The sequence below is a fragment of the Pedobacter nototheniae genome, assembly GCF_004335085.1.
Lineage (GTDB): Bacteria > Bacteroidota > Bacteroidia > Sphingobacteriales > Sphingobacteriaceae > Pedobacter > Pedobacter nototheniae.
The window spans coordinates 96,836-115,034 of record NZ_RQRS01000011.1 but is presented as its reverse complement, the minus strand read 5'-3'; the positions used below and the strand labels follow the sequence as shown (position 1 = coordinate 115,034).

The following is an 18,199-nucleotide window of genomic DNA, read 5'->3' as shown; positions in this document are numbered from 1 at the left end:
TAATTTTTTTAGCATTTAATTTTATCTTTGTTTCATGAATGAGAATCTTGATCCAGAAGCAAGTAACCTAAGCCATACCGATCGCGATATTGAACGGGTGCTAAGACCACAGGCTTTTGAAGATTTTACGGGACAGGAAAAAGTAATGGAGAACCTGAAAATTTTTGTTCAGGCGGCAAAGCTTCGTGGTGAATCACTAGACCATGTTTTACTCCACGGCCCTCCAGGCTTGGGTAAAACAACGTTATCGCATATTATTGCCAACGAAATGGCAACAGGAATAAAGGTAACTTCAGGTCCTGTTTTAGATAAACCTGGTGATTTAGCGGGCCTTTTAACGGGCTTAGATGAAGGCGATATTCTTTTTATTGATGAAATTCATCGCTTATCTCCCCTAGTGGAAGAATATTTATATTCTGCTATGGAAGATTTTAAAATAGATATTATGCTCGAAACTGGTCCCAATGCCCGTTCAGTACAAATTTCTTTAAATCCTTTTACCTTAGTTGGCGCCACCACCCGGTCGGGCTTATTGACCGCTCCACTTCGTGCTCGTTTTGGAATTAATGCCCGATTAGCATATTATGATGCAAAACTTCTTACAACAATTGTTTTAAGATCATCAGATATTTTAAAAACGCCTATAAGTGATGAAGGTGCTTATGAAATTGCCCGCCGTAGTCGTGGTACGCCACGTATTGCAAATGCCCTTTTAAGAAGAACGAGGGATTTTGCCCAAATAAAGGGAGATGGAAACATTGATACAGAAATTGCCCGTTATGCCCTAAACGCACTAAACGTGGATGAGCATGGCTTGGATGAAATGGATAATAGAATTTTAGTTACCATTATTGATAAGTTTAAAGGCGGTCCGGTTGGCTTAAAAACAATTGCAACTGCTGTTGGTGAAGATGAAGGCACAATTGAAGAAGTTTATGAACCATTCTTAATTCAAGAAGGTTACATTATGCGTACCTCTCGCGGAAGAGAAGTGACAGAGGCAGCCTATAAGCATTTAAAGAAAAATTATCCTGGGCAAACCGGAAAATTATTTTAGTTTAATGGAGCAATTTAAGCGTTTGACTAAGAGCAAACGTTGTAATATTGCTCTATTTCTCTTTTCTTATTCAGCAATGCAAGATTAGAAAGTGCAAACATTTTAGTATCTTTTTCGTTCAATAAAGTATAAACAAATTATAATGAATATTGAATTACGAAAATTAACGCTCGAAGATTACTCCGATCTTGCGGAGTCGATGGCGCAAGCTTATGACACGATGGGCGGACAGATATGGTCAAAGGCGAGCATTGCTAAACTACTAAAAATTTTTCCTGAAGGTCAGCTTTGTATTGCTGTAGATGATAAAGTTGTAGCCTGTTCATTATCTATAATTGTTGATTACGATGAATATGGTGATAAACACACTTACAAGCTTATTACCGGTGATTATTCCTTTTCTACACATAATCCTAACGGTGATACCTTATATGGAATAGAGATTTTTGTTAGTCCTGAATTTAGAGGATTACGTTTAGGAAGGAGGCTTTATGAGGCACGTAAAGAGCTTTGCGAAAGTTTAAACCTCAAAAGTATTATCGCTGGTGGCCGTATTCCAGGTTATCATGAACATGCAGATAAATTAAGCCCAAGGCAATATATTGATAAAGTTAAGGCTAAGGAAATTTATGATCCTACCTTAACCTTTCAAATATCTAATGATTTTCACGTAAGGAAAGTTCTTAAAAACTACCTGCCAGGCGATCATGAATCAAAAGAATATGCCACGTTAATTGAGTGGAACAACATTTATTATCAGGGTGTTGATGCATCGGCAAGATCAGCAATGACTATTCGTTTAGGCCTAATTCAATGGCAAATGCGCCTTTTTCCTGATATGGATAGCTTTTATGAACAAGTAGAATTTTTTGTTGATGCAGTGAGTGGTTATAAATCTGACTTTATTCTATTTCCAGAACTGTTTAATACGCCATTGTTACAACCTTACAATCATCTACCTGAGATTGAAGCCATGAGAAAGTTGGCTGAAAAAACAGAAGAAATTGTACAGCGCATGCACGAATATGCGCTTAGCTATAACGTAAATATTATTACTGGTAGCATGCCTTTACTTGACAATGGCAAATTGTATAATGTTACGTATTTATGCCATAGAACAGGAAAAATAGACGAATATCGTAAAATTCACATCACACCAAATGAGCAGAAATATTATGGAATGGTTGGTGGAGATAAAGTGCAGGTTTTTGACACCGATTGTGGTAAAATTGGTATTTTAATTTGTTATGATGTAGAATTTCCTGAGTTGAGCAGAATTTACGCAGATCAAGGAATGCAAATATTGTTCGTTCCATTTTTAACGGATACACAAAACGGTTATACCCGTGTTAGGCACTGTGCACAGGCTAGGGCTATTGAAAATGAATGTTATGTTGCCATTGCAGGTTGTGTGGGTAACTTACCAAAAGTAAATAATATGGATATCCAGTTTGCGCAATCGGCAGTGTTTACCCCATCAGATTTTGCTTTCCCTACAAATGCAGTTAAGGCAGAAGCAACGCCAAATACAGAAATGGTTTTAGTAGTTGATGTAGATTTACACCTTTTGGATGAATTACATCATTATGGAACAGTTAAAATTTTAAAAGATAGGAGAACAGATCTGTATCGAGTAAACCTATTAAAATAGCGTATTAAAAATGTTGTTATAATAAAAATGCCGGTCCATCACAACCGGCATTTAACCTAAAACTATTTGCTACTTGCGCATAGCAAACCAAACTATTAAACCTATAACTATTAGTACAGGTATAATCCATTTCAATGCCTGCCCTGCTCCGTTTTCATCTTTCTCTGTTACTGCGGGTTTTGCAGGTCCTGGATCGTGTTTATGACTTTCGTAATCGTGCTCAATTGGTTTCGGAGCTTCTCCGCTTTCCATATGTTTTGGATCTGTATTTTCCATGTTAGTTTAGTTTTTGGCAAAAAACCGAATATCAATACCGTTGTGGTTCAAATTATATTCTGGTTCAATAATCAATTAATTTAGTTTTCATAATTACAACACCCTATTAAGTAAAAGGTTTTAATCTTAAGCCTTATCTTTGCAAAATCCATGTACAACAATTCTGCAAAATACAGCCAGTTAATTAAAGATGAAGCCATTCGTTTGGGCTTCATGGATTGTGGTATTTCCAAAGCTGAATTTTTAGAAACAGAGGCCCCGCGATTAGAAAAATGGTTAAATAACAATCACCATGGGGAAATGAAGTACATGGAGAATTATTTCGATAAGCGACTAGATCCAAGATTATTGGTTGATGATGCGAAATCTGTTATTTCCCTATCCCTAAATTATTATACAGATCAGGAACAAACAGATCCAAATGCTCCAAAAATATCTAAATATGCTTATGGGCAGGATTATCACACCGTAATTAAGGATAAGCTTAAACTCCTCTTAAACTTTATTGAAGAAAATATCGGTCAGGTTTCTGGGCGTGCCTTTGTAGATTCTGCTCCAGTTTTAGATCGTGCATGGGCACACAGATCTGGAATTGGATGGATTGGCAAAAATGCAAACCTAATTAGTAAAACCAATGGATCTTTTTTCTTCCTTGCTGAGTTAATTGTAGATTTAGAATTAGACTACGATCATCCTTTTCAAACAGATCATTGTGGAACATGTACCCGCTGCTTAGATGCATGCCCTACGGATGCAATCATTGCTCCTCAAATTGTAGATGGAAGCAAATGTATTTCTTATTTAACCATCGAACTTAAAAACGAAATTCCAACCGAATTTAAAGATAAAATGAGCAACTGGATGTTTGGGTGCGACATTTGCCAGGATGTTTGCCCTTGGAATCGTTTCTCTAAAGCGCATAATGAAGAAGCATTTAAACCAGAAAATGGCCTTTTAGACCTTAGTGCTAAAGATTTAACAGAAATAACGGACGAAGTTTTTAAAAAGGTATTTAAAGGTTCTGCCGTAAAACGAACAAAGTTTAATGGCTTAAAAAGAAATATTGATTTTTTAAAAATTGACAATGTTTAAATCATCTATATTTTTCTTTCTTACAACCATTTGCGTATTTACAACGAATGCACAATTGCTACATCTAAAAAAAAGAGAAATTAATGCATCTGGTGGCAAAGCCTTTGCGCTAAGCATCAGCGACAGTTCTTTAACATTGTATGAGCGTGAAAAAATTATTTATAAGGAAATTAAAAAAGGAAATGTTCCGGATTTTCTTAGAAAACTTATAGAAATAAAAAATAATATTCTCATAGAAGGCGATTCAACTATTTATCATATCTCCTATTATGTGCTTTCGGATTACTTTGCAATTGGCAGTAATGATGATTATTTTTATGTACCTATGACACCAATTCTGGCGCAAAAAGTAGCCAACTTAACGCATTGTACATTACCTACAAAAAATATGGTGGATGAAATTTATGCAAATGCCAAGATTAAATTAAAACCACAGAATATTGCTCCTACTAAAGCTATGACTACGGTTCCCGTTTTTATTGAGCATACAGATTCTATTTTAAAACAACTAAAACCTCTTGTAAATCAACACAATAATGGAGAATTAACAGCAGGAAACAAGAAAGATATTATAATTTCTAATAAAATATATGGAGAAAGTACGCCAAGGGTTGTTATTTATGGTTGGCATAGAGCGGAAAGAAATCCTATTCAACCGGTTTATAACAAACACACTAATTTATGGGCAGATTATAGTCACGGAGTAAGGTTAATTCAAAATAAAATATTTATAGGCGGTAAAAAAACTACCGTAAAGAAAGCTTTAGCAAATGTTCAATTAAGCCAATTATTTAGCAGTGAAGGCGTAATTAAGCGAGCGTATTATCCCATTTTTAATTCTTACTAGCTCAACAAACCAGATAGAAAACTATTCCCTTAAAATTTCATTTTCAACGCAAATAATTCTTTTACTACACCTCTAAATACATTTTATAAATAGCATTTTTAAAGTACAAATTAATTAAAGTTCAACTTTAATATAATCGACCCAAACTGCCTTTCTATCAAAAGTTTGATTAAAGTTTTCGACAATAAATTCTTTATTATAGGTCACTTTCTTCGTAATTTTTTTAACTCCATTTACATAAACATTCACGGGCTTAGTCATATCAACCATTTCTGGCGAAATAAAAATCTTTAATTCTTTAACGGAAGAAACTTGTAAATGGAACTCATTATTTTTGAAATTACCTTTTACGGCAGCAGATTTCCTAGGAAAATTGAACGCCTTCAACAAAGTATCAGTTGTAATTACCGTATCCCTTTTCTGGTCATAATTAACCAATTTTAAAATATCAAAGTTTATGTTTTTATGCCATTCCGCAGGTTTCTTTAAAGTATCTAATTGCGAAATTTCTATCCAATCGGCTTTTCCATACTTTACATCATCACATTCCCAATACAAACTTTTTTGAAAATGGTTACGTTTCCTAGCAGTTAAATCCTTAAATAGGATTGGATAAACTGGCTCGGACTCATCAAATTGAGGGAACCAATGGGGCCAGCCATTATAGCGGTTATCTTGATAGTCGGCACCTATTTTTTTCATAATTACATTCAACGTATCATTAGCATCAGGTGGATAATAATAATCCTGATCTGTAGAAACATTAAAATACGATCTATTAAGTATATTTCTAATAAAAGTGCCACCAGTTCTAACTTTTGGCTGTGTATTAAATCCATAAAAACCTGCAAAAGGACTTTGCTGTTTCATTAGATAAGAGAACGAGCCCGTTGCACCGTTAGAATGACCCGTAATAAAAACCTTATCATCATCTACATTTATAGATTTCTTAATTTCTTTAAGCATAGCCGGAATCATGAAGAAACCATCATCTGGCCCCATCCAATTGTATTCTTTTGAACCTTTTGGATAAACCATAATCACCTCACTTATTGCAGCATACTTGGTATAATACCTATTCCAATCTTCTAAAACCGATGAAGCTAATTGATATTCCGTTAAACGATTATTTTTTACCGCACCGTGGAGAAAAAACAAAACAGGATATTTCTTTTTAGGATTATAGTTTTTTGGTAAATCTATAAAAAATGAAGTATTAATACCCTCCGCTACGTTGAACATTATAGAGTAGTTTTTGTACTTTTTGGTCTTAAAATCATTGTATGAAATAATTTGTCGATACAACTCTCTACCACTAACCGCCTGTTTAGAATTTAATTTGTTAATACCACCAACCTCAAATTCTTCTTGCCTTGACTTTAAATTATCATAAAAATCACGCTTTAATTTTTCGGCTTTTCCCAAAGTGATTTCCCAACGCTTATCATTAAATAAGGTTTTATATTCATTTTGAGGATAAGTGAATGTTAAATAATTCCAAGTGGTTTTTAATTCACTATTTTTAGCCAAAAGTTCATCTAAATAATTAAAAGCCCTGTCATAATCAGCAAGTTCTGCACTTATTACCGATACTTTATAAAGACTTAAAATATTTATTTCTGCAGGATAAAGCTTAAAAGCCTTTTCATATAAATTCAAAGAGTTTCTATACCCAACGGTGTCTTTAGCATCCCACATAATATGCAAGGCACTATCTGTTAGCTTGGCAAAACTTTGAGCGTTCGATTTAATAAACGGAAAAAGCAACAATAAAAAAAACAGGGATTTTTTCATACAAATCTTAATTTATACGAATATAGATAGCTTTTAAAACCAAAAATTGTAAAATTGGGACATGCTTAATTATACCTTGAAATTCCAAAAGGTATCTTCAGAACCTACAATTTCTCCATTATTAAAAAATTGCATGGGTGTTAAACCTGTGAGCTGTTTGCAGGCTTTTATAAAATGAGACTGATCGGTGTAGTGAGCCTGATGGGATAAAGTGGTGTAATTATTTTTACCCACCAAACTTAATTTATGTGCCATCAGCTGCCTAAAACGAACAATCGTTCTATATTTTTGCGGACTTACGCCTAGATACTGATTAAATAATCTACTTAAATGTTTTCTACTTATACCAAGTTTTTGATCGGCAATTTCATCAATATTAAGCTCATTTTCTTCCTGATGAAAAAGTTGTAATGTTTTTTCTAAATAAACATTGTCTATAGGTTTAAGCAAATAAAGTAGCTGTTGATCCAAAAGCGTAGTAATTTCTTCTATATCTCCAATTTGGAATAATTGATGTATAAAGTCATTATCAAACATCTGAAAATCTGGGGATGACGAACTTACATTGATTTTAATTCCAGTTTTTAAAAATTGATTAATGCCAAAAGGTTCAAAAACAATGGCTATTTTATGTACAGGCCCATATTGAGTAACTTTTAAAGGCTTTTCTCGTAAAGGTGTATAGATTTGAATTGGCGAAGCTTCTTTTTTATAATTTATAATGGAATGATATTTATCCAGCTTCGAAAGGTGGTTTTTGTATAAAGAAACCGTTGTGTTATAATGCGGATAGCAAATATATTCGTTAAAATAATTACGGTCATCAGCCACATCAAGGTAGTAATAGCTAATGTATTTGCTCAGCAATTTACTTTTCGGCTTAAATGTTTCAAAAATTCTCATCCGAGATCAAGATATAAAATTTTAAGCTTGCCGGAAAAATATTTGAATTTTATTGGGATTTAGGAAAGGGCGGAATTAATTTTCCAAAAAATCAGTACCATTCGCTTTCAAAATATTCATTTAAAAACGAATGGTACTAAGAGTTTATAGTATTTAATTTACATTAAAGGTGTTGTCACTTTTTGATTTATCGGGTACATGTACGCTACCTAAAATAACTTTATTTAATTTTTTTGTGGTAATTACAGGCAGTGTAGTTTCAGCATTTCCCTTTTCCCAAACAACAATGCTAGCATGTTGCTTTTCGACAGAACCATCTGCAAAATTTAGGGTTAAATCAATTGGCAAAGGTTTAGTGCTTTTATTTATTATGGTAACTGCGTAACCTTTATCGGTTTTAACTACTTCTTTAATACCCATATCGGTAACGCCGCCTTCAAAAAACCAACGATTCCAAAACCAGTTTAAATCTTTGCCACTACCTTCGTTCATGCTGTAAAAAAAATCGTAAGGCATGGGGTGTTTTCCATTCCAATTTTTAATATAATTATGCAGTGCCGTGGTAAATAACTCATCGCCTAAATAATCTTTAACATACAAATAAGCCAAACCTGGCTTTGGGTAAGAATTTGTGAAAGAGCCAGCCCCCTTTAAATCAGGCGTTAAGGTCATAATTGGGCTATCATCCTTACCTCCAGAGGAGGAAGCTGTTGGTTGAATACCGTAATCATCAACAATTGAAGAATCAATCATAGGCGAAATTAACCACTCTCCTATGGTTGCCCACCCTTCATCCATCCAGCCATATTTTGTTTCATTAATACCCATATAAAAAGGAAACATGGTATGAAAAATTTCATGATCAGTTAAAGTAATGGCGTCCGTACGATTATCAACCGGATTATCATTTACCATCATTGGATATTCCATTTGGTCTAAACCATCAAAAATAGTTTCGTGGTTATAAGGAAAAGGCCATTTAGGAAAAGTATAACTCATGGATTCCACCGTTTTACGGGCAAAATCAATCACTTCATAATAATCTTTATGTTTAGGGTTAAAAACGGCATCAACTCTGGTTCTTCTTTTAGTAATTGGATCTACTACTAAACTGGTTGATTTCCATAAATAATGATCGCTTAATGCGAAAACAAAATCGGTTACATTTTTAGCTTCAAATTTAAATGTATTAAAAGCTTTGGGCTGCGTTACTTTTTTGTTTACCAAATCAGCTTCTGTGATTACATCAACAACAGCATCATTTTTTTCTGCTGTATTAATTTTAGCTACAATGTTTTGTTGAAAAACTTCAGGTGCATTTTTTAAATCTCCAGTTGCCCAAACACCAAAAGTACCTGGCACCGTAATTTCAGCATTAAAATGATCAAAATCGTTATAAAACTCTTCAGCTCCGGTGTATGGATATTTATTCCATCCATCAACATCATCGTAAACTGCAATTCTAGGAAAGAAGTAAGCGATAAAAAATGAGCCATCATCTACCTGACCTGTACGCATGTGCGAACCTTTGTTTAGTGTGTAATGGTAATTAATAGAAAAAGTAATGCTTTTCCCCGGCAAAACCGCTGGCACATCAACAGTCATATTAGTACCATCGATACTGTAATTTGCAACAGCTTTGCCGTTTGCGTTTAATTTCTCAATAGTTACACCTTCTCCTAAATCAGATTCAGAAAATTTAGTTTTTCTAGGTGTTCCCTTTTTATATAAGTTTGGATAAAGCTTAAACCAAATTTCTTTGAGCGGTTCTGGACTATTATTTAAATAAGTAATTTCTACATTTCCTTTCAATAGTCGATTTGCAGGATTAAAATCTACCTTAATCTGATATTTCGAATTATTTTGCCAATACTTTTCGCCCGGTTTACCACTTACTGATCTTGTTCCCTTTTGATATGTTTTTTGAAAAACAGGCTCCATAGGAAGCTTTACTTGTGCTTTCGCAAAAAGAGTAAGAAGTATGAAGCAAGCAAAGATTTTAATAGATTTCATAAACAAATTTTAATCCTTAATTAATGGTTATTCTTATTTACCAAATTTCATTTTTAATTGCTCCAACATATCCGTATTAATAGGTTTAGCTGGTTCTTCTTTTTTTACTTGAGGTTTTGGTGTATAAGGTTTAGCCGATTGAGCCACGGGTTTTGAAGCTCTATTTTCGTTCTTTTTTGCGTTGAATTTGGCCCACTCCTCATCAAGTTTTTTCTTCGTATACAAAGGAAAATCGCCATTTTTCATCCAGGCATAATAACTTGGCTCAACACTAAAAACCTGTTCAGTAGTTTTCCCTTTATGTTTGCCAAAGTTAAAACACACTTCATTATTATCGTTGTAAACCATTCGCCCTGCAAAATCTACTGGTTTATTAATATTTGTAAAAACGTGTAAGGCATCCACATCATTTACAACAGGAATACTTTTATTACCCTTTTTATCTTCAAACTCAGTTTCTTTATATTTTTCTAACTGACCAAGTAAAACTTTATAAGTTGCAATTACATCAGCCTCAGCTGCATGAGCGTTAATTAAATCTTCGTTACAATAAAATTTATAAGCAGCTTTTAATGTGCGTTGCTCCATTTGATGGAAAATATTTTGAACATCAACAAACTTACGCCCGTTCATATCAAAATCCACCTCAGCCCTTAAAAACTCTTCTAATAGCATCGGAATATCAAATTTATTAGAGTTATAACCTGCCAGATCACTATCGCCTAAAAACTCAGCAATTTCGGAAGCAAGCGCTTTAAAGGTTGGTTCATTTGCAATATCTTCATCATAAATACCATGTATTAATGAGGTTTGCAACGGAATAGGCATTTCTGGATTTACACGCCAAGTTTTAACTTCTTCGGTTCCATCTGTCATCGCTTTTAGAATTGCAATTTCAACAATCCTGTCTGCACCTACATTTACACCAGTTGCTTCAAGATCAAAAAATGCTAAGGGGCGTTTTAAATTTAATTTCATTATATAAGGTATAAGCTCTAAAACAAACAATTTTTTATTCGTCTGCCTTCAATTTCTTTTTTTTCAAAAATGCTAAAAAGGTTTGGTTAGTTCTATAAAAGCAGGTCAAATATTTTTATCAAATTATTTCCAAATGTTACTTCCTACATCTAACTTGCTTACAAATTATAAACGCTCAAATGAAGACTTTTTTTACGCTTACACTCCTATCCTTCATCTCCTTAATTACTCATGCTCAAAACTTTAACTTCGGCACCATCAGTCCCGAAGATTATCAGTTCGATAAAAACAAGATAGATAGCAATGCAAATGCCGTTGTTTTAAGGGAATATGGAACAAGTATGATGCAATTTAATGATAACACTAATCGATTGGAATTGTATTTCGAACACCATGTTAAAATTAAAATTTATAATAAAGAAGGCTTTAAACATGCCAATATCATCATCCCTACTTATAAAGATGCAAGCCGCGAAGAACTTGTATCTGAATTAAAGGCATCAACTTTTAATTACGTTAACGGAGATATAGTGGAAACACCGATGGATAAAAAAGCGGTTTTTACAGAGGAACGTGGAAAATATACCCGATTAACAAAGTTTACCCTGCCAAACCTTAAAGAAGGTTCTGTGATTGAATATAGCTACCGTTTAAATTCTCCAAATCTTTTTAACTATAAAACTTGGGAATTTCAAAGTGATATTCCAAAACTGCATAGCGAATATGTAGCTTTTATTCCAGGCAACTACAATTACAATGTTTCTTTACGTGGTTATCAAAAATTAACAGATCAAAAGTCCGAAATTTCTAAAGAATGCTTGCGCTCTGGTGGGGCAACAGTAGATTGTTCGAAAATTACGTATTTGATGAAAAACATTCCTGCTTTTATCGAAGAGGATAACATGACTGCTGCGAGTAATTTTAAATCTGCCATTTATTTCGAACTTTCTGACGTACAATTCTTTAATGGAAGCAAAACTTCTTACACAAAAACCTGGAAGGATGTTGATTACGAAATCGTATCAGAAAAAAATATAGGTAGCCAAATGAAACGTAAAGATCTTTTCAAGGATCTTATTCCAGTCATAACTAAAAATGCCAGTACAGATTTAGATAAGGCAAAAGCCATTTACGACTATATCAAAAAGCAAATTAAATGGAACAATTACTATGGAAAATACTCTGAAGATGGAATTAAGAAAGCCCTTGATTTAAGATCTGGAAATATTGCAGATATTAATTTAAGCTTAATTGCGGCTCTATCTGCAGCAAATTTAGATGCCGAAGCGGTTATTCTTTCTACTCGTGATAATGGGACGGTGAATAAGCTTTACCCTGTAATTAGCGATTTCAATTATTTAGTGGCGAAGGTAAATATTGATGATAAGAGTTATATGCTCGATGCATCAGAACCGCTTCTCCCCTTTGGTTTATTGCCTTTAAGATGTATTAACGATCAAGGCAGAGTTATTAACTTGAAAAAAGCTTCTTATTGGATTGATTTGAAGGCAAATCAAAAATCGGTAACTAATTACATTTTAATCGGCCAGTTAAATAAGGAAGGAAATATTACCGGAACCATCACAACACATAGCATGGGCTATGCAGCATTTAATAAAAGAAAAGATATTAAAAGATATACCTCAACTGATGAATATGTAGAGAAACTGGACGAAAGGTTGGTTAAAATGAAAATTCTAAATTATAAAATTGATAATTTGGATAGCGTTGAAAATACACTGACAGAAAGTTATGAAGTAGAATTTACAAAATTTGATGGGTTAAAAGATCACTTTTATTTCAGTCCATTTTTAATTAATACAATTACCAAAAATCCATTCAATTTAAGCGAACGCACTTATCCTGTTGATTTAGGATCGGCAACGGATGAGCGTATTATTATTAAAATTTCGCTTCCAAACCATTATGAATTACAGGAAAAACCTAAAGATTTAGCAATAGGGCTTCCAAATTCGGGTGGCAAATATTTGTTGCAAACAACTTTTGAAGATGATGTTATTTCTTTAAATCAGATTTTACAATTTAATAAAGCCATTTATCAACCAGAAGAGTATTTGTATTTAAAGGAATTTTATAGCAAAATTATCCAAAATCAAAAAACAGAACTTCTATTAAAAAAGACTAAATAATGAAATATCTGATTTCCTTTCTATGTCTTTACTTAATAAGCGCAACAGCCTTTGGACAAGATAATTATGATGCCGACTTAATTCCTTCCGAACTTAAAAACCGGGCGAATGCCTGCATCCGCATTCAAGAAAAAATTGTTGATATGCGTACGCCCGATAATGTAATTATCAATACTAAAAAGGCCATCACTGTTTTGAATAAAAATGGTGATGATGCCGCAAGATTGGTTATTTATTATGATAAAAGTACAAATGTAAAAAGCATTAAAGGCGAAGTTTATAATGCGGCAGGTAAACTGGTTACTAAATTTAATCAAAGTAATTTTAGCGATGAAAGCGCCGCAGATGGATTTTCTTTATTTACAGATAGTAGAGTAAAGTATTACCTACCCGCCGTAAATGTTTATCCGTACACTGTTGTTTACAATTATGAAATTAGGAATAAGCAAAATTTATCCATCCCAGATTGGACTCCGAAGCCTGCAAATGACGTTTCTGTAGAAAAAAGCATTTATACTTTTATTTGTAAACCGAGCGATCAGATTAAAATTAAGGCGCAAAACTTTTCAGGTAATCCCACAGAAAATTCTGATGAAAAGCAAAAAACGCTGGTATGGACTGCCAGTAATATTCTGGCTGTAAAAACGGAGGCTTATTCTCCCGATCCTGATACTTATCTCCCATCTATTAAAATTGCAGCTCAGGATTTTATTTATTATGGCCATAAAGGAAATTACACAAACTGGCAACAACTAGGCAAATGGGTTTATGATGATCTTTTAAAAGGCAGAAATACTTTGCCTCCAAGCACGGTTCAAACTATTCGTGATTTAGTAAAAGATGAAAAAAATGACAAGGATAAAGCTAGAAAAATATACGATTACATGCAGAAGAAAACACGTTATGTAAGTGTTCAGGTTGGGATTGGAGGGCTACAACCAATCTCTGCTGCAGATGTAGATCGCTTAGGCTATGGCGATTGTAAGGCGCTGGTTAACTATATGCAAAGTTTATTAAGCGCTGCAGGTATAGAATCTTATTATTGTATTGTTGAGGCCGGTAATTTTAAAAAGAGCCTGGAAGCTGATTTTGCCAGTGCTGTGCAAGGAAATCATATTATTTTATGTTTGCCACTTAAAGGAGATACTACTTGGCTGGAGTGTACCAATCAGAAAATTCCATTTGGTTTTTTAGGCGATTTTACTGATGATAGAACCGTTTTAGCCTGTACAGCTGAGGGTGGAAAATTGCTTAATACACCGAAATTAACTACACAAAATAACATGCAGTTGCGCAAAGGTAATTTAACCTTATCGAGCGATGGAAACATTAAAGGAGACATAAAGACTGTATTTTCTGGTTCGCAATATGATAACCATGAAGAATTTATTGGTAAACCGCTTAATGAGCAAAATAAATTGTTAAAAGCCGCCTACGATATAGACAATATAGATTTTGAAGCTTTAAACTATACCCAAAAGAAAAATATTGAACCAGAACTAATAGAAGATTTAAAGTTCACGATTAGAAATTATGCTCCTGTTAATGGCGAAAAAATGTTTTTACAGTTAAATGCCTTCAATATTAAAAGTACAGCACCAGAGGTTCGCAACCGTACCCTTCCTCTTTACATTAATCGTGGCTTTACCGATGAGGATATTTTAGAATATACGCTTCCTGATAATGTAAATACAGCGCTAATATTACCTACAATAAAAAATATTAAGGGCATTTTTGGTGAGTATACAGCAAAAACGACTTTAGAAGGCAAAAAATTAATCTATTATCGTAAGCTAGTTATTAATGATGGTACTTTTCCAGCAAAGGAGTATGCAGCTTTTTCCAAATTTTTGAGTGATGTTAATTCGTCAGATTATTTGAAGCTTGCCCTTAGCTTAAAAAAATAATGCCCAAAGCAATACCAACAATCATAATTAAATACATCAAAATTTCTGTACTTGCAAAACGTTTATATTTAGTCCAGAAAGAATAATCATGATCTTGATTCGGCATATCGATTTATTTATGCAAAAATAAGCAATTAGATTTAATAAACTAAGCTCACCCATTTCTACAAAATCCTAAAACATTCCTAATAGCTATTTGTTTTTCAATAATTTTGTTACAATCACACAATATTCACTCAAAAAAAACGTATAAGTAATTCTGTATCAAAGAAGATAGTATTAAATGAGGAAACAAATTTTAGGCATTGCTACGCTTGCATTGTTAGCGGTAGGCATTGTCGGAACCAGTTGGAAAGCGGTGGAGGCTCCACAATCACAACAACAAATTTTAAAAAGTATAGCGGCAGATAGCCTATACAATCAATACATTTCAAATTTATACCATGCAGTTCGGCTAGATTCTGCCGGACTTAATGAAAATGTTTTCGAAAAAGCCCTAACAGGATATTACAACATGAAATATTCTGGCTTATTACATTCAAAATCAATATTAACCATAGCCGATTTTGATCAGGAAAGTCGTAAAAAGAGACTTTATGTAATCGACATTGATAAAAAGGAATTGATAATTAATACCTGGGTGGCGCATGGCGAAAAAAGCGGTGGCGACAAACCTACTCAATTTTCTAATGCTATTAATTCCAATCAAAGTAGTTTGGGTTTTTACTTAACCGGCGAAATTTATTTTGGAAAGCATGGGCGTTCATTAAAGTTAGATGGAATGGATCAGGGCTTTAATAACAATGCTAGGGAAAGAGCTGTTGTAATGCATGGAGCAAATTATGTATGTCAGGAAACGATCGATCAATTAGGGCGTTTAGGTAGAAGCCAGGGATGCCCCGCTGTGTCTTCAAAATTGGCAAATACCATTATCAATGTCATTTCAGATCATACCGTTTTATTTATCAATAATTCAGATCAGGCTTATACCTCTTCCTTTTTAAACGAACATTTGGCAGCAAGTGTTGTCAACAATAATCAGCAGCAGGTACTTGCGGCACAAATGGATTAATATTTTTTTAAGTTTTTAGCGTTTAAATCATCTGGTAAAATTTTAATAAAACTGTTTTTGTAGCGAGCTAAGAAATCCCATAGCCAACGATTGCTATCTACTTTTTTCTCGCCACAATCCACAACTTCAGCACGTTTTATTAATTTCATAAGTAAATACTGTATCCATTTTACTTTTATAACTCTGTGAATTATTAAACCTAAATAATCGCAGTAAATATGCACGAGTATTTCAACGATTAAAGAATCATTGCTAATTTGTAAGGATTTATTAAACTGTTTTAAATATTCATCTTTTATAAAGTTGGCGAGCAATTTAAATTTGGCTTGCTTATCATCTTTTAAAAATTGCCATAACACTGCGTTGCTGTAAACCCTGATTAATGACGGTTCAAACTCTATTTTGATCAGATTATTTTCAGTTAACTCCTCGATATCCATTACCAATTAGATTTTTTTGATCCATAACTGTTACGCTTAAATTTGTATTCGCTTAACACACAATTGACTAAATTGTTTAATAGCTTTATAGCATAATGTGGGTAAAATTTTACGGCTTCGGCGAATTATTTTAAGCATCTTTGGGGTTTGAAAAATACCACCGATACATGAAGATTGTAATTGCAGAAAAGCCTTCTGTTGGTCGTGAACTTGCAAAAGTTTTTGGAGCAACCACCAGAAAAGATGGATACATTGAGGGTAAAGGATATTCTTTTACCTGGGCATTTGGGCATTTATTACAGCTGGCACCACCACAAGATTATGGCTTTATTGGCTGGCGGAAGCAACATTTACCCATGCTACCGCAAAAATTTAAACTATCAGTAAGAAAGATAAAAAGTAAAGATGGCTTTATAGAAGATCCGGCAGTTAGAAAGCAACTGGATACCATTAAAAAGCTTTTTGATGAAGCTACAGAAATAATTGTAGCAACGGATGCCGGGCGTGAAGGCGAACTCATCTTCAGGTACATTTATTATTATTTAAAGTGCAAAAAACCTTTCAAAAGATTATGGATTTCATCGCAAACGGATGAAGCGATTAAAGATGGTTTTAGAAACTTGAAACCAGGTACAGATTACGATACACTTTTTAATTCGGCCCACTGCCGTTCAGAATCGGATTGGCTGGTTGGAATGAATGCCACTCAGGCGTTGAGTATTTCTGCAGGGAACAGGAGTGTTTTATCATTAGGAAGGGTGCAAACCCCTACTCTAGCCATGATTTGTGCCCGTTTTTTGGAGATTAAAAATTTCGTACCTCAAACTTATTATCAAATCAGTATCCTACTGGTTAAAGATGAACAGGTTTTTAAAGCTATTTCTACTTCAAATTATAAAGATAAAGCCGAAGCTGATGTTTTATTTGCTCAAGTAGAAGATGTGGCTTCGGGTTTTGCTACTGGCGGAAATATTACCGCGGTAGAAGCTAAGCCGAGAAAGGAACCACCCCCACTTTTGCATGATTTAAGTAGTTTACAACAAGAGGCAAATAAGAAAAAGGGCTTTACTGCCGATCAAACTTTAAACCTGCTACAAAATCTTTATGAAAGCAAATTAGTTTCTTATCCTCGTACTGGAAGCCGATATATTGGTGACGACGTTTTTGCTGGTGTACCACAACTTATTGAGAAATTTACGGATCATCCTGATTTTGGCAGACAGGCTACTTTTTTGCAAACCATTAGCTTAAATAAAAGAAGTGTTAACGCCAAAAAAGTTACCGATCACCATGCCATATTGCCAACCGGAGAAAATGCATACGGTTTAAGTAGTGATAAACAAGCTATTTATGATATGGTTGTTGGACGGATGATTGAAGCTTTCCATCAGGAGTGTTTAAAGGAAATAACTAAAATTACAATCCAATCTGGCACTACTTTTTTAGCAAATGGTACAGTAATTCGCTCCGCAGGCTGGCGCTCTGTATTTAATGAAACTGAAGACGATAAAAAGGATGAAGATAATGCTGCCTTACCTAAAGTAACCGTTGGAGAGCAATTACCTATTACTGAAAAGGCGCTGCTAGAAAAGCAAACGAAACCAAAATCAATGTACAATGAGGCTTCTTTGTTAAAAGCCCTGGAAACTTCAGGTAAAGAAATTGAAGACGAAGAGTTGCGTTATGCCATGAAAGACAGTGGCTTAGGCACTCCTGCTACCAGAGCTGCAATAATTGAAACTTTAATTACTAGAGAATATATTATAAGAGAGAAAAGAAACTTGGTGCCTACGCACAAGGGCTTGGCCGTTTATGATGTGGTTAAGGATAAGCAAATTGCGCAAGCAGAATTAACCGGACAATGGGAAAAACGTTTGGAAGAGATTCGTGGGGGTGCTTCTGTTAAAGATTTTAAAGCTGAAATAACAGAATATACAAAAACCATTACCAACGAATTATTAATTGCTGGTGCATCGATTTCCGATAAGTTATCGGACAAGAAAGCGGAAAAAGTTTAGT

At 34.1% G+C, this 18,199-nt stretch carries 15 protein-coding genes; 8 read left to right on the top strand and 7 right to left on the bottom strand.

The genetic code is table 11. The features are described from left to right. Positions 1-34: 34 nt before the first annotated feature. Both ruvB and EHC72_RS11490 read left to right on the top strand, forming a co-directional pair. Positions 35-1,057: a Holliday junction branch migration DNA helicase RuvB gene (gene ruvB, locus EHC72_RS11495; protein WP_131537841.1), complete on the top strand. Its 1,023-nt coding sequence runs from the start codon at positions 35-37 to the stop codon at positions 1,055-1,057. A gap of 142 nt (positions 1,058-1,199) precedes the next feature. Beyond that, positions 1,200-2,708 (top strand): carbon-nitrogen hydrolase family protein, encoded by a 1,509-nt coding sequence (locus EHC72_RS11490; protein ID WP_131537840.1) that lies wholly within the window; start codon positions 1,200-1,202, stop codon positions 2,706-2,708. A gap of 69 nt (positions 2,709-2,777) precedes the next feature. On the opposite strand, the gene EHC72_RS11485 is transcribed toward EHC72_RS11490, so the two are convergent. Next, complete coding sequence (locus tag EHC72_RS11485) at positions 2,778-2,984, bottom strand: hypothetical protein (RefSeq protein ID WP_131537839.1); 207 nt, start codon at positions 2,982-2,984, stop codon at positions 2,778-2,780. 150 nt (positions 2,985-3,134) lie between these two features. Between EHC72_RS11485 and queG the strand changes: the two genes are divergently transcribed. After that, a complete protein-coding gene (gene queG / locus EHC72_RS11480) occupies positions 3,135-4,076 on the top strand; it encodes a tRNA epoxyqueuosine(34) reductase QueG (RefSeq protein ID WP_131537838.1) in 942 nt (313 codons plus the stop codon). Next, a complete protein-coding gene (locus tag EHC72_RS11475) occupies positions 4,069-4,923 on the top strand; it encodes a hypothetical protein (protein WP_131537837.1) in 855 nt (284 codons plus the stop codon). Before queG ends, EHC72_RS11475 begins: the two co-directional genes overlap by 8 nt. A 114-nt stretch (positions 4,924-5,037) precedes the next feature. Here EHC72_RS11475 and EHC72_RS11470 read toward each other — a convergent pair whose 3' ends face one another. From EHC72_RS11470 to EHC72_RS11455, 4 genes are all read right to left on the bottom strand, one after another. Next, on the bottom strand, positions 5,038-6,717 hold the full coding sequence (locus EHC72_RS11470; RefSeq protein ID WP_131537836.1) for an alpha/beta hydrolase-fold protein: 1,680 nt from the start codon (positions 6,715-6,717) through the stop codon (positions 5,038-5,040). 69 nt (positions 6,718-6,786) lie between these two features. Next, positions 6,787-7,620: a helix-turn-helix domain-containing protein gene (locus EHC72_RS11465; protein ID WP_131537835.1), complete on the bottom strand. Its 834-nt coding sequence runs from the start codon at positions 7,618-7,620 to the stop codon at positions 6,787-6,789. A gap of 153 nt (positions 7,621-7,773) precedes the next feature. Further along, positions 7,774-9,633 (bottom strand): M1 family metallopeptidase, encoded by a 1,860-nt coding sequence (locus EHC72_RS11460; protein WP_131537834.1) that lies wholly within the window; start codon positions 9,631-9,633, stop codon positions 7,774-7,776. A 33-nt stretch (positions 9,634-9,666) separates the two neighbouring features. Then, the gene (locus tag EHC72_RS11455) at positions 9,667-10,611 is read right to left on the bottom strand and encodes a 3'-5' exonuclease (protein ID WP_131537833.1); all 945 of its coding nucleotides are present in this window, start codon (positions 10,609-10,611) and stop codon (positions 9,667-9,669) included. 179 nt (positions 10,612-10,790) lie between these two features. On the opposite strand from EHC72_RS11455, the gene EHC72_RS11450 reads away from it, so the two are divergent. Next, entirely contained in the window at positions 10,791-12,761 is a 1,971-nt protein-coding gene (locus EHC72_RS11450) for a DUF3857 domain-containing protein (protein WP_131537832.1), read from the top strand. After that, positions 12,761-14,668, top strand: a complete 1,908-nt coding sequence (locus tag EHC72_RS11445) for a DUF3857 domain-containing transglutaminase family protein (RefSeq protein ID WP_131537831.1) — start codon at positions 12,761-12,763, stop codon at positions 14,666-14,668. Before EHC72_RS11450 ends, EHC72_RS11445 begins: the two co-directional genes overlap by 1 nt. On the opposite strand, the gene EHC72_RS23205 is transcribed toward EHC72_RS11445, so the two are convergent. Next, positions 14,652-14,774, bottom strand: a complete 123-nt coding sequence (locus tag EHC72_RS23205; protein ID WP_255535818.1) for a hypothetical protein — start codon at positions 14,772-14,774, stop codon at positions 14,652-14,654. The genes EHC72_RS11445 and EHC72_RS23205 overlap by 17 nt on opposite strands. 177 nt (positions 14,775-14,951) lie before the next feature. On the opposite strand from EHC72_RS23205, the gene EHC72_RS11440 reads away from it, so the two are divergent. Further along, complete coding sequence (locus tag EHC72_RS11440; RefSeq protein ID WP_131537830.1) at positions 14,952-15,740, top strand: murein L,D-transpeptidase catalytic domain family protein; 789 nt, start codon at positions 14,952-14,954, stop codon at positions 15,738-15,740. Here the strand turns inward: EHC72_RS11440 and EHC72_RS11435 are convergent. Continuing rightward, positions 15,737-16,180, bottom strand: a complete 444-nt coding sequence (locus tag EHC72_RS11435) for a hypothetical protein (RefSeq protein WP_131537829.1) — start codon at positions 16,178-16,180, stop codon at positions 15,737-15,739. The two genes, EHC72_RS11440 and EHC72_RS11435, sit on opposite strands and share 4 nt — an antisense overlap. A 167-nt stretch (positions 16,181-16,347) precedes the next feature. Here EHC72_RS11435 and EHC72_RS11430 point away from each other — a divergent pair, with 167 nt between their 5' ends. After that, a complete protein-coding gene (locus tag EHC72_RS11430; RefSeq protein ID WP_131537828.1) occupies positions 16,348-18,198 on the top strand; it encodes a DNA topoisomerase 3 in 1,851 nt (616 codons plus the stop codon). Position 18,199: the final 1 nt, after the last annotated feature.

What these genes read in the sequence shown, in the direction of transcription:
- EHC72_RS11470 (WP_131537836.1), bottom strand. Translation starts at nt 6,717, where the DNA reads ATGAAAAAATCCCTGTTTTTTTTATTGTTGCTTTTTCCGTTTATTAAA.
- EHC72_RS23205 (WP_255535818.1), bottom strand. Translation starts at nt 14,774, where the DNA reads ATGCCGAATCAAGATCATGATTATTCTTTCTGGACTAAATATAAACGT.
- EHC72_RS11460 (WP_131537834.1), bottom strand. Translation starts at nt 9,633, where the DNA reads ATGAAATCTATTAAAATCTTTGCTTGCTTCATACTTCTTACTCTTTTT.
- ruvB (WP_131537841.1), top strand. Translation starts at nt 35, where the DNA reads ATGAATGAGAATCTTGATCCAGAAGCAAGTAACCTAAGCCATACCGAT.
- EHC72_RS11450 (WP_131537832.1), top strand. Translation starts at nt 10,791, where the DNA reads ATGAAGACTTTTTTTACGCTTACACTCCTATCCTTCATCTCCTTAATT.
- EHC72_RS11435 (WP_131537829.1), bottom strand. Translation starts at nt 16,180, where the DNA reads ATGGATATCGAGGAGTTAACTGAAAATAATCTGATCAAAATAGAGTTT.
- queG (WP_131537838.1), top strand. Translation starts at nt 3,135, where the DNA reads ATGTACAACAATTCTGCAAAATACAGCCAGTTAATTAAAGATGAAGCC.
- EHC72_RS11475 (WP_131537837.1), top strand. Translation starts at nt 4,069, where the DNA reads ATGTTTAAATCATCTATATTTTTCTTTCTTACAACCATTTGCGTATTT.
- EHC72_RS11440 (WP_131537830.1), top strand. Translation starts at nt 14,952, where the DNA reads ATGAGGAAACAAATTTTAGGCATTGCTACGCTTGCATTGTTAGCGGTA.
- EHC72_RS11445 (WP_131537831.1), top strand. Translation starts at nt 12,761, where the DNA reads ATGAAATATCTGATTTCCTTTCTATGTCTTTACTTAATAAGCGCAACA.
- EHC72_RS11485 (WP_131537839.1), bottom strand. Translation starts at nt 2,984, where the DNA reads ATGGAAAATACAGATCCAAAACATATGGAAAGCGGAGAAGCTCCGAAA.
- EHC72_RS11430 (WP_131537828.1), top strand. Translation starts at nt 16,348, where the DNA reads ATGAAGATTGTAATTGCAGAAAAGCCTTCTGTTGGTCGTGAACTTGCA.
- EHC72_RS11465 (WP_131537835.1), bottom strand. Translation starts at nt 7,620, where the DNA reads ATGAGAATTTTTGAAACATTTAAGCCGAAAAGTAAATTGCTGAGCAAA.
- EHC72_RS11455 (WP_131537833.1), bottom strand. Translation starts at nt 10,611, where the DNA reads ATGAAATTAAATTTAAAACGCCCCTTAGCATTTTTTGATCTTGAAGCA.
- EHC72_RS11490 (WP_131537840.1), top strand. Translation starts at nt 1,200, where the DNA reads ATGAATATTGAATTACGAAAATTAACGCTCGAAGATTACTCCGATCTT.